At 34.0% G+C, this 15,096-nt stretch carries 12 protein-coding genes and 1 CRISPR repeat array; of the genes, 2 read left to right on the top strand and 10 right to left on the bottom strand.

Annotated elements, in window-relative coordinates; all coding sequences use genetic code 11:
• Positions 1-75 precede the first annotated feature (75 nt).
• Positions 76-1,104, bottom strand: a complete 1,029-nt coding sequence (locus tag HCJ50_RS13430) for an Mrp/NBP35 family ATP-binding protein (RefSeq protein ID WP_185347975.1) — start codon at positions 1,102-1,104, stop codon at positions 76-78.
• A 415-nt stretch (positions 1,105-1,519) separates the two neighbouring features.
• Here HCJ50_RS13430 and HCJ50_RS13425 point away from each other — a divergent pair, with 415 nt between their 5' ends.
• Positions 1,520-3,046, top strand: a complete 1,527-nt coding sequence (locus HCJ50_RS13425; RefSeq protein WP_185347977.1) for a GW domain-containing glycosaminoglycan-binding protein — start codon at positions 1,520-1,522, stop codon at positions 3,044-3,046.
• A gap of 201 nt (positions 3,047-3,247) precedes the next feature.
• Here HCJ50_RS13425 and HCJ50_RS13420 read toward each other — a convergent pair whose 3' ends face one another.
• Entirely contained in the window at positions 3,248-3,433 is a 186-nt protein-coding gene (locus HCJ50_RS13420) for a DUF6440 family protein (RefSeq protein WP_185347979.1), read from the bottom strand.
• A gap of 163 nt (positions 3,434-3,596) precedes the next feature.
• On the opposite strand from HCJ50_RS13420, the gene HCJ50_RS13415 reads away from it, so the two are divergent.
• A complete protein-coding gene (locus tag HCJ50_RS13415; protein ID WP_185347980.1) occupies positions 3,597-3,962 on the top strand; it encodes a hypothetical protein in 366 nt (121 codons plus the stop codon).
• Positions 3,963-4,073: 111 nt separating this feature from the next.
• Here the strand turns inward: HCJ50_RS13415 and HCJ50_RS13410 are convergent, their stop codons facing one another.
• The 8 genes from HCJ50_RS13410 to rplM form a co-directional block, all read right to left on the bottom strand.
• On the bottom strand, positions 4,074-5,351 hold the full coding sequence (locus HCJ50_RS13410) for a hypothetical protein (RefSeq protein ID WP_185347982.1): 1,278 nt from the start codon (positions 5,349-5,351) through the stop codon (positions 4,074-4,076).
• Between the two features lie 31 nt (positions 5,352-5,382).
• The gene (locus HCJ50_RS13405) at positions 5,383-6,459 is read right to left on the bottom strand and encodes a hypothetical protein (RefSeq protein ID WP_185347984.1); all 1,077 of its coding nucleotides are present in this window, start codon (positions 6,457-6,459) and stop codon (positions 5,383-5,385) included.
• Between the two features lie 552 nt (positions 6,460-7,011).
• Positions 7,012-7,839: direct repeats of the CRISPR family, unit length 36 nt; unit sequence GTTTTGGTAGCATTCAAAATAACATAGCTCTAAAAC.
• Positions 7,840-7,956: 117 nt separating this feature from the next.
• Positions 7,957-8,619, bottom strand: coding sequence for a type II-A CRISPR-associated protein Csn2 (gene csn2, locus HCJ50_RS13400; RefSeq protein WP_185347986.1), 663 nt, complete (start codon positions 8,617-8,619; stop codon positions 7,957-7,959).
• Positions 8,609-8,950 carry a CRISPR-associated endonuclease Cas2 gene (gene cas2 / locus HCJ50_RS13395; RefSeq protein ID WP_185347994.1) on the bottom strand — a complete coding sequence of 114 codons (342 nt, stop codon included), beginning with the start codon at positions 8,948-8,950 and terminating at the stop codon, positions 8,609-8,611. Before cas2 ends, csn2 begins: the two co-directional genes overlap by 11 nt.
• The gene (gene cas1 / locus HCJ50_RS13390; RefSeq protein WP_185347996.1) at positions 8,947-9,813 is read right to left on the bottom strand and encodes a type II CRISPR-associated endonuclease Cas1; all 867 of its coding nucleotides are present in this window, start codon (positions 9,811-9,813) and stop codon (positions 8,947-8,949) included. The genes cas2 and cas1 overlap by 4 nt, the downstream gene beginning before the upstream one ends.
• The gene (gene cas9 / locus HCJ50_RS13385) at positions 9,814-13,818 is read right to left on the bottom strand and encodes a type II CRISPR RNA-guided endonuclease Cas9 (RefSeq protein ID WP_185347998.1); all 4,005 of its coding nucleotides are present in this window, start codon (positions 13,816-13,818) and stop codon (positions 9,814-9,816) included. It abuts the gene before it with no gap.
• A gap of 408 nt (positions 13,819-14,226) precedes the next feature.
• A complete protein-coding gene (gene rpsI / locus HCJ50_RS13380; RefSeq protein WP_038407925.1) occupies positions 14,227-14,619 on the bottom strand; it encodes a 30S ribosomal protein S9 in 393 nt (130 codons plus the stop codon).
• A gap of 21 nt (positions 14,620-14,640) precedes the next feature.
• Positions 14,641-15,078, bottom strand: coding sequence for a 50S ribosomal protein L13 (gene rplM, locus HCJ50_RS13375; protein ID WP_003720909.1), 438 nt, complete (start codon positions 15,076-15,078; stop codon positions 14,641-14,643).
• Positions 15,079-15,096: the final 18 nt, after the last annotated feature.

Genomic DNA, 15,096 nt, shown 5'->3' with positions numbered 1-15,096 from the left:
GCGTTTTGTCCGCATCAGCAACGTTTATAAATATACCAAGATTTTTGCCTTTCGTCAATACTTTTTATCAAGTTTTTATAATAAATATGGAATTATTTTCTCTGCTAGAGTTTTATATGCTTTTCCAGTCTCACTAAACTGATTATAAATGGCTGATATATAGCCACTTTCATTGATTTCTGGTTGTTCAATAGGTAATTGAATTAAAAGTTCTGTTTCTAAGTCAGCAGCAACTTTTTCCCCACCACCTTGTCCGAATATCTTTAGGTCCTTTCCTTCCTCGAGTGTAAAGTAGGACATATTTTCTATTACCCCTATGATTTTATGATTGTTTTTTATTGCCATATATCCTGCACGAGAGGCTACTGACGCGGCTGCATAATGCGGTGTTGTAACAATAAGTTCATTGCATTTGGGAATTAATGTGTGGATATCTAGTGCAACATCCCCTGTCCCTGGTGGTAAATCAATAAGTAAATAATCTAAACCTCCCCATCTCACTTCTTCTAGGAACATTTTAATCATTTTTCCTAGCATTGGCCCACGCCAAATAACTGGTTCTCCCGGTTCAACAAAGAAATCCATTGAAATCATTTGGATGCCATTTGTTTCTACAGGTATAATTTGTCCATTTTCTTTGTGGGGGGATTCTGTTGTTCCTAGTAATACAGGGATGCTAAAACCATATATATCTGCATCAAGTAGTCCTACTTTTTTTCCTTGGTTTGCGAGTGCGACAGCTAAATTGGCTGCTACTGTTGATTTCCCAACGCCACCTTTACCACTTGCAATTGCCAAAAATTTTGTTTGGCTATTTTCAGAGAGAATATTATCTCTTGCTTGGAAAATGCGGTCTATTACTGCGGCAGGTAGGTATTCTAGTTCGATATTTATTTCTTTTACACCAAATTGTGTAAGAAGTTCTTCTATATTATGTACAAAATGTTCTGTTTCTACAGCTGGATCTGCTAGTGCGATTTTTATATTGGTTGTTTCATTCAATACTTGCACTTCTAAGATACCTTCTGTTTCTTCTAAATCGACTTCTAAAACAGGATCTTGCAGTCGATATAATAATCTAGTAATTTGTTGTTCGTTTAGCATAGTTATAGAACCTCCAAAATGAATGCGCTGACATACTGATTATTATAGCATGCCTACATAGTTTTATCACGAATTCCTTGCTTTTAATTTCGGTCTTTTTTAGATTAAATTACTGTCTATATGGAGAATTTGTAGTTTAGATTTTATTTTACTGGATGAAACATAATTATTAAAAAGGCTTTATATCAATGTTTATATTAATTTAGTTAGACTATTTTTGAAGCTGTTTTTAAAAGTAAGGTTTTTTATAAAAATAATTTCACAAATTTTACACATTTTACCAAATGCTTAAAAAGCTTTACATACCAACCAATTATCCAAATTCACCATTTTTTGTCATACAATTGTAATAGAATAAATTTCTTATTTATTGCTATTATAGGGTCACATAGATAAAAAAGGAGTGCTTTGGACTTTGGATAAGAGGTTTATTAAATCAGGTATTATCACACTTATTATCGCATTTTTTGTTGTTTCGATTAATGTTGGAGCTGAAACGGGAGAAGGCGACATTTCGCAAGTGGCGCTTAGCTCGCAGCAACAAAACTTTATTGATGAAATTTTACCTGCTGCCCAAGATGGCCTTCGTGATGGGAAACTTTTGGTCAGCGTTACACTTGCCCAAGCAATATTAGAATCTAATTGGGGAGAAAGTGGCTTAAGCAAAAACTCGAATAATTTATTTGGAATTAAAGGGAAATATGAAGGTGAATCTGTTTCAATGAATACAATGGAAGCATCAGGTGCCACAACGGCAAACTTCCGTGTTTATCCTAGTTGGAAAGAATCAATTGAAGATCATACCGATTTAATTATAAATAATGAACGTTATAAAGGCGCTGTCGGCGAAACTGACTATCGAAAAGCTCTACAAGCAATTAAAGATGGTGGTTATGCAACTGACCCTGGATATGTTGATAAACTTGTAACAATTATTGAACGTTACAATTTAACTCAATATGATGTTATATATGATAAAATCGAAACGCATAGCGAAATGGCTGCTACAGGAAAAGTAGCCCCAAATAAAACACAAGAAATCATCTGGTCAGCTCCATATAACACTGTTGACTCAGAGGAAATCGGCACGCTTGCAAATTACGCTAACCGTAATCTCGAAATTTCTTGGGAAGCCAAAACCGAGAAAGGACTTTGGTATTTCATCCGCGAGAATAACAAAGATATTGGTTGGATAAATAGCAATTCCCTTAATCTTACTTATCATCCCAAAGATGCCGAGAATGTAAATTTAACTAGATATGTTGATGATTTAAATGCAACTGTTTATCGTTTACCTTCTCCTGAAAAGCAATTTGATAAGGGTGTCATCGCTAGTTATGACCGAAAAGCACTTCACGCGGATAAAAAAATCACACGTGATGGTTATGCTTGGTTTAGACTTTCAGAAGGCGGCAGCGAGATTGGATGGGTGCGCGCGGATAAGTTGAATGATCGACTATACGACCGAATTACGGAGCAACAGGCATACAATGGCTACGCTAGCGTTAAAGCCTCTGCGACAGATAACGTTTGGACCTACCCTTACAATACAAAAAATGCGGAAAAAGCAGCACCTCTTACTAACTATGCTAAAGATAAATTAGAATTAGTTACCAAAGCTACCGTTGGAAATACACTTTGGTATCAATTTAAAGTAGATGGGCAGTTAATTGGCTGGGCTAGCGAAAAAGATTTAACAATAATTTATACGCCAGCATCAGAAAAACCAACAACTCAAGTCGGATATATAAAATCTACAGAAACTATTGTTTACAGTAAACCAATAGAAACAGCAAGCACAGAACTAAAAGCAATTGGTTATTATTACGGAAAATTACTTTCTGTTGATAAAGAAGCCACTATTCTCAATGAAAAATGGTTACATCTCAAAGATAATGACAGTTCTCTTGGTTGGATTAAAGCCACAGATATTCAAAGCTAAAAAAACGAAATCGCATAATCCGTGCGATTTCGTTTTTTTATTTAGACAAATTTTTTCATCTCCAGAATTTATGATAATACTAGTAGTCAAAGTGAATAATCTAATCTGACTCTTGTTTTAAGCATGGAGCATAATAAATTCCGAATAATTATTGTTATTATATAGAGTAGAGGAACGATTTTCTTATTTTATGCTCTGCTATTATACATCAAGCTCATTCACATCTGCTATACAAGGTTTTCCATCTTTATCTAACAATGGGGTTATCCCGCCCGCATATCCAGAAAGACGAAAAAGATACTGCACACCTGTTTCCTGATCTACCAAGATTTCTAACATATTTAATTTTCCTTGTGTGTATATTTTCTTAAACCTTTCTTCCGCCATTAGTCATTCCTCCAATAATATGTTATTTAGCTTATTATATTATATGGGTAGTTGATTTACAAAAAGTGGTAATGTTTAAGATGGTTTTACATAATCAACATCCATCGTTCCAAAAGGTATAAACGCACTGCGATTATATAGAAAAATAAAAAAGGAGATAACAATGAAAAAAACAAAATTAGGAATTAACACCACTGCTGCAATTCTAGATATTATTAATGCCATCTTATTTACCACATCTTGGTTTATAATTACGTTTATGGCTTTTAGCGAGAGTTTTTCAGGTGGAGATGGCTCACAAACAAGTGCAGTCGGAATTTTCTTTTATGTTATGGCAGGAATCGGACTTATCATTCATATTATTGCTCTAGTTAAATCTAAAAAAGCCGGACTTTCTATTGTTGGGCATATTTTAGGAATAATTGGGTGCGCTTGTTTTGTTCTAACTGCTCTGTTAGCATTCCCAGCGATTGTATTATTAATAATCGCTTCCGTATTCTGTTTTAGACAAAAGCAAGTTCTGGCGTAGGGTAAGTAAAAAATTCTGTAGACTCTCTGATTTAAATTATCTTCACAAAACACAAAAAAAGTGCGTTCCCAGGATACGGGAGCGCACTTTTTAACATGTATAATTGGATTATCACTGTTTTTCTACTTCAAAAGCTATTTCTTGCGCAGTAAATAGTGTAAATAAAGCGTTTTCTAAAAGCGGGCTCTGTGCATTCCTACTTATATTAATTCTCAGTTCACCGTCGAAACTACACACACCAATGTTATAAGGAGTCTTAGATCGCGGGCTTAAAATAAAATCAAAACACTCAACATAGCGCGCCATTTCTTCCGGTACCTTCATCTCACCTAAATTGGAAAGCGTCAAACAAGTGGTTTTTTCACTAAAAGAAAAAAAGAATTTCATCAAATAGCGTTTTATAAATAAAGGGATACGTTTAATAATTGGATTTTGCTCCAGTCGAACATTATGAGTAATTCTTGCGCGAAGTCGTTTTTCTGATAGCTTCTCAGTTAGTTGTTGTTGAATCGCGTGCGCAATTTTTGTTAAATGAAGATTCGTTTCTTTTGGGTCAATTTCCGGTTTGGCATAAAGCACAAAATTGCGCAGTGTTTGGCTTGGATAAAAGTTGCGCAAGTCAATTGGCAAGAAAAGTTTGATAAGCCGGTCTTTCTGATTTTTATCTTCTTTTTGATTGGCAAGTATTGCTTCAGAAACAAAAGCTGCGATTAAAACCGTCAAACTTACACCTAGTTTTTTAGCTAATTTTTTTAGTTCTTTGACAGATAATTTAATCGTTGTAAGCTGTAATGCTCCTCCTGCTTCTTCGCGGAATTGGTAAATTTTTTTGTGTTTTTCTTTCGGCAGTTTTTGAGGGCTTGAATCTGCCACCTCTAAATATTTATCAGTGAATTCTGCTTCATTTGCTGCCTCAGTTCGTTCGAGAATCCCATCAACTGCCGGAATAGATATATGGTGTTTCATCGTAAGGTATTCCGCGAGAAGAGACTTCAAGAAAACTTCTCCACCTCTCCCGTCTGTCAACGCATGAAAAATTTCCACATGAATGGCTTTTGGAGCATACAACACGCGAAAAGCGCATTGTTCAAGTTCTTCATCAGACATATAGCATAGGAGCGCATTTTGATCAGGTATAACTTTTGGAGGATTATTTACTGCCAATTGGTAATACCAAAATGCCCCTTTATGAATTCGAGCAGCTACTGTTGGAAAACGTTTAACTGTCTTATTTAAAGCAAGTTGTAAAATCTTTGGATCAACTGGGTCTTTTAAGGAAACTGATAATCGAAACAAATTTATCCATTTTTTATTTTTGGAAGCTAAATGAATAATAGATGTGTTATCCAGTTTTATATAACTTTTTTCCTGCTCATGATTAAGTTGCAATAGTTGGGCCGCCCTTTCCTGCTTCTTCTTTTTAGAGTTGTTCATTAAATTTAATTTCATAACAGAATGCTAATTTTCGATAATAGTCTCTTTCAACAAAATCAGTTGGTTTAATTTTAGTAGCCGAATCCTGAAAATATTCTAATTGCGCGAATCGCAAAATGTTATAAACAAACTGCGAGCAAAACATAATATTCGGCCGAAGAGACACTTTCGTTACGAGACCAACGAGATTATAAGCACTTCCCTTTTCGTTAATTTCTTTAATTTTATCAATAATCAGCTGCTTTTTTTCTTTAGATATTTCGAGCTGATACACCATAACAGAAGCATCACTTTTTTTGTTAAATGAAATGATTTTTTCTGGGTTAAGTCCAGGCATTGTAATGTTTTCTCCGCCGTTATAGCTGATAGTCGTTTTCAAATCCCGATCAAAACTTAAGGAAACATGGTTATAAGTTTTATTCGTAAACAAGGAGATCACTTCACTTGCCGGGCTGCCTGTGCTAGATATTACAATGTATAGGTGTTTGTCATTTAAGGATTTTGTACATTCTTCAAAATAAGCTTCTGTTAATGTATTTTTATTAAGGTATTTTGTATAACTATGCCTAGGAATATCTTTTAATATTTCATTCAAATTATCTTTTGAAAATGAGTTTTTGCTTTTTTGCCACTTTGTTTTGTAAGCTGTCCCCACCAAATAAACTTCTCTTAACATTTCAAAACTAATGGACGTTGCTTCTTTGATTGAAAATTCACGTTGCAATGTGTATAAATAATAGAAATATCCAACCAAAAATGGCACAAAAATAATCAAGATTGCCGCCACTTTTTTTATGGTGAAAAACATCCAACTTTCCCCACCTGAGAATAGATAGAGCGCAGCCAACACTTGTTGTAAAGCTAAGATAACCAAGTAAATCAGCGACAAAATAAGTTTCGTCCGTATTTTGCTTTTCGACAACCAAAGATAAACGAGTAAAACGGCAGCTGTGATCGAATAAATGACAGCAAAAGGTGCTAGACTCTGTGTTGTAATCAAGAAAATCAAGGTTATTATAAGTAAATAAGGTATCCATCTAATATAAATATTTTTTATGTGCAAATTTGTTGTTCTCCTTCCATACGGGAAATCAGTTTATTTTACTGATACCATTCTTTAAAACTTCTAATTCATCAAGATTTATTTTATTTATGCTATATTATTATTCTAAGAAAATTTATAATAAGCGTCCGCAAAGTGTAGATGTCTATTAAATAGGCAGAATAGCTTCTTGTAGTATGTGTAATAAAACGCTTCATAGGTTGAGCTCTGACTATAACACTATACCACACCCAGCTCCTGTAAGATGACACAAAATTGCATAAAAATACGCTAATTTAACCGTAAAATTGAACTACTTTTGTCATTTTAACTAAACTTGTTAAAAAAGAGAGGGCCAACAGCTAAATGAGCTTGTTTAGAAATAGAAATAACAACATTGTGAGAATATTCATCTGCTATTTTAGCCAGGTCTCATTTCAGGAGTTTTAACGAATGTGTTGGTTGCCGATTTACTTCCTTCGTTTTAAATCCAGCTTGCACTTTCAAATTTCGCTATGCTGAGAATCTAGGAATACTAGGCAAATAAAAAAACAAACCGAAATTAGATGGTTTGTTTTTTTATCCTTCAAAATAGCATAGCTCTAAAACATTGGTAAAACGATAAACCACCCGATGATTGTTTTGGTAGCATTCAAAATAACATAGCTCTAAAACTAATATTTTGCGTGTCATCAACCAGATACGGTTTTGGTAGCATTCAAAATAACATAGCTCTAAAACTCAATTTCCGCCTTAAATATTTTACGCCGGGTTTTGGTAGCATTCAAAATAACATAGCTCTAAAACGCAGGTCAGAGAAAAAACGTATGGCAAAGAGTTTTGGTAGCATTCAAAATAACATAGCTCTAAAACAGTCAACTTCTCTCAAATGTCCTTTTGCTTGTTTTGGTAGCATTCAAAATAACATAGCTCTAAAACGATTTCAACGATGTAAAAGTACTTTTTTCAGTTTTGGTAGCATTCAAAATAACATAGCTCTAAAACGCAGCATTTTTTACGAGCCATGCAGATTCGGTTTTGGTAGCATTCAAAATAACATAGCTCTAAAACTATTGCATCATAAATAACGTTTCGATGGGCGTTTTGGTAGCATTCAAAATAACATAGCTCTAAAACCGTCTGGGGGTGATTTCATGCTATACAACAGTTTTGGTAGCATTCAAAATAACATAGCTCTAAAACCTACTATCGAACGTCCCTTTATAAGTCCCAGTTTTGGTAGCATTCAAAATAACATAGCTCTAAAACCTGAAAACATCATCGAATAGCCAACATCCGGTTTTGGTAGCATTCAAAATAACATAGCTCTAAAACTGTGTGGAGTAGCTAGGAGTGCAGAGGAAGGTTTTGGTAGCATTCAAAATAACATAGCTCTAAAACCTCGCAGAAATTTTTATTCTCTAAGATTTCGTAATCGCGCCATTAATCCATAGCAAGATTTCAATTTTGAATGCCTGTTGAACTAAATATATTTTATTTTCAAAGAGCATTTAATCTTTAGATGCCATTTTCTATATCCAAAAAATAATCTGCATCTAAAATAATCTGTGAAAATCCCTTTATTTTCCTAGGCTCTATAAATAAAACTTTTACCTGATATAAAGAAATATACCGCTTTAATTCCAACAACTCTTCCTTTGTAAGGTACGCACACACATTAATGAAAACTAATAGTTTCTTCTTTGATAAATATTTATAAACTTGCACAATTTCAATTAACTTCTCAAAAATAGTATCGCTTTTCGTTTCTATTTTTATTCCTAAGGCTTTAAATAATTCAATGACCGTGATTTCGTCTTCTTCCAAATCAAGCTCATGTTCTAATAGTTCGTAACCTATCAATTCACTAATTGTCGCAGTCAGTTTATCAATCATTGATTTTACTTCTGGTTTTTCATTAAGTTGCTGTTCCAAGTCACCATAAATTAATTTTAATGTTGCTGTAGAATTAATATCATGGCCTAATACATCTGTAATTAACATTAATTCACTACTTTTTAAAGGCTGCATTTTTGCATTAAATACTTTCAAGTCTTCTGTTTCATCATATTGATAGAATAACTTAGTGATATTTGCAAAAATACGGACATCTTCTACTACAAATATGGTTGAACCTTCTATCTCTATGGGATTATCAAGTAGTTTAAAATTAAAATTCATCCCTATCATCTCCTAGGAAAATGAGTCTGGCATCTGAATTACCTATGCTTTTATTCTGTTCACCACTTAAATATACCATACGTGCAAACTGTTTTTCCGTCACAGTCAATAAAGTAATCAATCCTTTTTTAGGATTTTGTTGTTTCAAGCGGGCAAGCATTGCTTTACTAGCAGTTCCGTTTAATAAAATCTTACTATAAACAGAGTACTGGTGCATTATAAAGCCCTCACTCAATATAAATCGACGAAATTGTCGGTACGCTTTTCTTTCTTTAGCTGTATCTGTCGGCATATCAAACATTAATAACATTCTCATATATCGATAACTCATATCCTAAATTCAGGAACCCCTTCCCTTTCTTCATTTAGTGCTTTTACTATTTTCTTTGTATAATCACTAGCAATATTAGTTAAAAACATATGCTGATTGTTATAATCAAACTGCTGAGTAAAAAGGGTAAACAAGGAGTGCTTGATTACTTGAAAATCCTCATTACGTTTTTCATAGACGATTTGGTCGACTAGTAGCCTAAATGGTTCCATTAAATCACTAGCGAAATTAAAATCATTAAACTGATTCGAATGTTTTAAACCAAATTGTGTCATGCATCCAGATTTTACTATTTCTCTCGCAAAAACACTTAATAGTAATGTATAACCATAGTTTAACCCGCTATTAATATTATTCTCCTGTTCACGTGTAAAATCATTTCCAAAAAGCTGATTAAAATAAATTCTAGCTGCATGTCCTTCGCGATTAGTTGGATCAAAAACCGCTAAAGTCGCATGCAAATTTATTAATGCATCCGCCTTTTCCTCATAATCTAGCATAGATAAAAATGTACTCTGATTTAATATTTTTTGCGAAATAATCTCCGTCCATATCTCGGCCTTTAATTCAGACCTCCATTGCAATTGCTTGGATAACTGTAAACTGCTATCATGGCGCCCGTAGAAAGGAAGAACTTTCCCAATAGGTAATCGCTTATCATCACAAAAAAGAATCAAAATATTCTCAGCCATTAAGCAGTTGATTAACATGGTCGTCAGCGTTATATCCGTTGTTTCTAATATAAGCACATCAATTTCTGATAGATGGATCATTTCATGTTGATTGGCAGACTTAAATACAAGATGCTGATTTTTGTATGATAACTTCGAATGTGAATTGACAACAACTGTTCGCCATCCCATTTAGTCATCCAACCTTTTACGCGCTTCATAAAGCCCTGTAATTGATTGGTAGATGATGGTGGCGTTTAATAGTTCTTTAAGGTTATTATATCTTTTTCGTTCAATGGTAGTTTCAAAAAATTTAAAGCTTGCTGGTGCCCCCATCGCATTAAAGTCCATTAAATTAACAAAAGATTGCGCGAGAGCCTTGATATCACCTTCTTTATTTTGCTCAAAAAGTATATTGATTTTTTCTAAATTTGCATCTGCTAATGTGTATCTTCTCGCAAATTCGGATACACGTGCCAATAACTCAGCAAACATTGCTTGATGCATTTCAATATAAGCTAAACTTTTCCCATCACTAGCTTCACAATTTTTCGCATGGTAAAGTAAAGTTATTAAATGGGTAGGCAACACCATTTGATTTCCTTTTTGAGCTTCATTAGCACTACTTAACATCCTACGGCGTCCATTCTCGCATTCATATAAAGTATATTTTGGCATTTTTGTAAGCACTTTAGGATTACAATAGCCTTTTTCCTCCAAGAATGCTATCTGATTCTTTTCAAATGCCATACGCTCCATGATATTAACCTGAATAATTTTCTTCTCAACAACTGGTTTCGTCTTCCCTTTTTCATATTCAATAATGATAGCATATGCCATATTAGGGCTGTCAAAGCCACCATACTTCATCGGATCCCACTTTGTTTTTCTAGAAATTAATTTACTAGATTCGCCTCTAGGTTTAATTGTGGCTTTCGAAAACTCACCCTTTTGAATTTCCGTTTTCTTCACAATATTCATTTGACGGTAGTTGAGGACCTTCTTGATAGTGTCTAAATACCGTTTATCCCACAAAATTTCACCATTTTCATCTATTATTTGATTTTCCTTTGCAAAGAATCGCATAATATTTGTATAAAATTGTTTTTTTGCTGTAGCTTTATTTGCTTTAAACCAGTCAAACTGATGGTAATCACCATAAACAAATTCTGGCTCTAACTGGGGATATACTTTTAATAATGTATTTGCCACAACACCATTTAAATAGGCATCATGCGCATGGTGATAGTCATTAACTTCACGAACTTTGTACAACTGGAATTGTTTGCGGAATTGACTGACCAAAGTGGATTTCAGTGTAACAATTTGAACCTGTTCCACCTCATTTCCATTTTCATCCTGTTTACAATTAAAACGCTGATATAGGATATTCGCCACATTCTTTGTGATTTGCCGAGTTTCCACTAATTGCCTTTGAATAAAATTTGCTTTATCCGCCTCTGTAAGTCCGCCACGTTCTGCTTTAGTTAAATAATCAAATTTCCGTTTACTCATCAGTTTAGCTTGATATAATTTTTCCCAAAATGCTTTTCTCTTCCGAACGACCTCCAGTAGTGGAACATTATCACCTTTTTCACGATTTGCAGTCGAACTTACTAGCACACGGTTATCAATCGAGTTATCTGTTATAAAACTCTGCGGAATAATATGATCAATATCGTAATTAGAAAGATTATGAATATCTAACTCTTTTCCGGTGTACATGTCTTTTCCATTTTGCAAATAATATAAATACAATCTATCGTTTTTCAAACCTTGATTATCAGTCGGATGTTCTTTTAAAATTTGACTTCCAAATTCTTTGATAGCTTTCTCTAATGATGTAAAACGTGGCTTAGAGTTATTTTTCCCTTTACCAGTAGTTTGATTTTCTCTAGCCATTTCCACAACAATTGTTTGCGGTGGATAGCCCATTATACCAACAAGTTCATCAACAATTTTCAAACTTTGGAGAATACCTTTTTTAATAGCCGGACTACCAGCAAGTTCTGCCACAATACTTTGAATTCCTTTATCTGCTGTAGAAACTTGTTCTTTTTCGATAATTGATTTAAATGATAAATTACTGTCATTTATCAATTGCATCAAATTACGATTAAGCCCATCATCATTCATTAAATAATCTAAAATAGTTAAATGCGAGTGTTTATCGCGAATCCCAGTAAGTAACTTAGCCGATAATCTTCCCCAGCCTGTATAGTGACGGCGCTCTAGTTTTTTCAAAATAGTTCCATCTAAAACATCAGAAAATGATTGTAACTGTTCTTTAATCATGCGCTTATCTTCAAACACCGTTAAGATTTTCACAATTTCTTCTAGCATGTCTGCATTTAATGGGTTATCCAAAATTTCTTGTGTCACTCCCACTTTTTGCAAATCATGGTAGGTAGCGAAACTAGAATTAAACGCATCTTCAACTCCTTCAATGGTCGAGCTTTCAATATGATTTATAGTATATAAAAATCGCTCTAAATCTTTCTTTTTCACTTTGCGTTGCTGTTTAAATAACCCATTAAAAATCTGTTGTTTTTCCTGACCTGAAAAATGGTGCGTTTTCCCTTGATCATCAATATATCTAATTTTGGTCAACTCATTATAAACCATGTATTTTTGATAGCACAGGCTATGTTTCGGTAATACGTTTTCTTTTGGTAAATAGGTATCTTTATTTGTCATTTTTTCAATGAAATCTATTGCCGACTTACCGAAATCCACTTTTTCTTCTATATTCCACGGCCTAATTTCACCATCTGCTTTTCTAGTCAACCAAGCAAAATCACTCTGTCCATTCGCTAATGGCCCTATAAAATAAGGAATTCGAAAAGTTACTAAACTTCTTATTTTTTCATAATCTTTTCTTAAAAAAGGATAGTATTTTGCCTGCTGATGCAAAATAGCTTCTAATTCTTCCAAATGTAACTGATGTGGAATGGTACCATTATCAAATGTACGTTGTTTCCGTAAAAAATTTTCTTCTTCTATTTGATCAATAAAGTAGTCAGCTCCATCGATATTCGCTAACATTTTTTTCATATATTTATAAAAATCAGCTTGAGTTGTTTTACCATCTATATAGCCTGCATAGCCATTTTTTTCTATATCGTTAAATACTTCACTAAACTTTTCTGGTAATTGCATTTTGAAAAATGCTTTTAATCTCTTTAAATCTTTTTCATGCTTATCAAAACGTTCAATCATACTAGCAGACAACTTTGCTTTTGTTTCTGTATCAGTAACTGTAATGATGCTAGATAACACTACCGCATTATATGTACTTTTTGCTGCAACAAAGATTTCTGCATATTCATCTCCAATTTTTGCCAATAAGGTCTCTAAATCTTCTTCGTAAGTATCTTTTGCGCATTCAAGATCTGTTTTTTCATTAAGATCAAAAACTTTTTTAAAATTCCCTTTACTCCCGATAATCAAGTTTATGAATTGAGCAAACATACCTGTAGATTTTTCGCCTGTGTATAATTTTAAGATTTTGTCCAATTTTTCTCTTCGTGTAAGCTTTTCTGAAAGGATTTCAGCTACTTCTTTATTTTCCTCTAGTCTTGTTAGAGAACCTTCTTCTATATCACTTGCAAATATTTGATTATATGTCTGTATAAATTGCTTGAATACTTCATCTACAGAAGTATTTTTGGTATCCAGCATACCTTCAATTAAAAAATTTCCTCGATATTTTATAATATGAGCTAGTGCTAAATAGACCAACCTCAAATCAGCCTTATCCGAAGAATTCACCAATTTTTCTCGTAAATGGTAAATTGTTTTGTATTCCTCATGATACGCTACTTCTTCCTCAATCGTTGCAAAAAACGGATGACGACTGTGCCTTTTTTCACTTTCAATATAAAAACTATCTTCTAACCGATAGAAAAAGTTTGCATCAACTTCCGCCATTTCCGCTGCGAATATTTCTTGTAAATAAGCAATCCTGTTACGTCTTCTCTCTATTCTTCTTCTAGTTGTTCTATTCATTCTTCTTCCAGCTGCTACTTCACCCTCATCAAATAACCTAACACCCCAGAAATTTTTCTTTATCTGCTTTTTCTCTGTGCTTCCCGCAACTTTCATTTTTCTCTTCACTAGATTGTATTGATCTGTCAACACTGCCCATCCCACTGAATTAGTGCCAATGTCCAAGCCGATTGTATAAGGTTTTCTCATTGCCTTCATCCTTTCAACCTTTTTTGAGTTGCATTTTTTTGAGATTTTGGTACAATGAACATATTGTTAGTATTCAAAATAACATAGCAAGTTAAAATAAGGCTTTGTCCGTTATCAACTTTTCATTAAGTAGCGCTGTTTCGGCGCTTTTTTTGTGTACTTTTTTCTATCTATAATAGTGAATCCCTTATTTATTATTTTATCTAATTATTATGAACCTTTAATTATTATAACACATTTATATGAAATTGTTACAAATATCACAATGAGTATTAGTCATTGTGATATCTTCCCTAGAATAACAAAAGCACTTGAAGAAACCTACTAATGAGATGAATAAATTATATATCAGTTTAAAACAAAAAAAGCACTCCCCTCCGAAAAGGGAAATGCTTTGAAACGTCGATATTAACGTTTTGAGAACTGAGGTGCACGACGCGCGCCTTTAAGTCCGTACTTTTTACGTTCTTTCATACGTGGGTCACGAGTAAGTAGACCAGCAGATTTAAGCGCTGGGCGGTACTCAGGTGCCACTTGTAATAGTGCACGAGCTACACCATGACGGATAGCACCGGCTTGACCAGTGTAACCACCACCGTGAACGTTTACTAGTACATCATAGTTACCTAAAGTTTCTGTAGCTACTAAAGGTTGTTTGATAACTTCACGAAGAGCTGCAAATGGGATATAATCTTCCCAGTCTCTATTGTTAATAACGATTTTGCCGTCGCCTGGTACTAAACGTACACGAGCTACAGAGCTTTTACGACGACCAGTTCCGTAATATTGTACTTGAGTCACTTAGTATTCCTCCTTTATTAATTAACCGCGTAATTCGTATACTTCTGGTTGTTGAGCTGCATGTTCGTGTTCTGCTCCACCATATACGTGTAATTTTTTGAATAATTGACGTCCAAGAGAATTTTTTGGAAGCATACCTTTGATAGATAGTTCTAATAATTTCTCTGGATTGTTTGTACGCATTTCACCTGCAGTACGAGATTTCAAACCGCCTGGATATTGTGAGTGACGGTAGTAAATTTTGTCAGTAGCTTTTTTACCAGTAAGACCAATCTTACCAGCGTTAATGATGATTACAAAGTCTCCAGTATCGATATGTGGAGTAAATTGTGGTTTGTTTTTTCCACGAAGAATTGAAGCAACTTCACTGGATAAACGTCCTAAAGAAACACCAGTAGCGTCGATAACGTACCATTTACGTTCTACTTCGCCGGGTTTCGCCATATAAGTTGTACGCATGAATTACCCTCCTAAATA

This window comes from Listeria immobilis (genome assembly GCF_014322765.1).
GTDB classification, from domain to species: Bacteria; Bacillota; Bacilli; order Lactobacillales; family Listeriaceae; genus Listeria; species Listeria immobilis.
Note: the sequence above shows the minus strand (reverse complement) of the source record. Positions and strands in the feature narration are given on the sequence as shown.

Excerpts from the sequence above, each read along its gene's own strand:
- HCJ50_RS13430 (WP_185347975.1), bottom strand. The coding sequence starts at position 1,104 with ATGCTAAACGAACAACAAATTACTAGATTATTATATCGACTGCAAGAT.
- HCJ50_RS13420 (WP_185347979.1), bottom strand. The coding sequence starts at position 3,433 with ATGGCGGAAGAAAGGTTTAAGAAAATATACACACAAGGAAAATTAAAT.
- rplM (WP_003720909.1), bottom strand. The coding sequence starts at position 15,078 with ATGCGTACAACTTATATGGCGAAACCCGGCGAAGTAGAACGTAAATGG.
- cas9 (WP_185347998.1), bottom strand. The coding sequence starts at position 13,818 with ATGAGAAAACCTTATACAATCGGCTTGGACATTGGCACTAATTCAGTG.
- cas1 (WP_185347996.1), bottom strand. The coding sequence starts at position 9,813 with ATGGGATGGCGAACAGTTGTTGTCAATTCACATTCGAAGTTATCATAC.
- HCJ50_RS13415 (WP_185347980.1), top strand. The coding sequence starts at position 3,597 with ATGAAAAAAACAAAATTAGGAATTAACACCACTGCTGCAATTCTAGAT.
- csn2 (WP_185347986.1), bottom strand. The coding sequence starts at position 8,619 with ATGAATTTTAATTTTAAACTACTTGATAATCCCATAGAGATAGAAGGT.
- cas2 (WP_185347994.1), bottom strand. The coding sequence starts at position 8,950 with ATGAGTTATCGATATATGAGAATGTTATTAATGTTTGATATGCCGACA.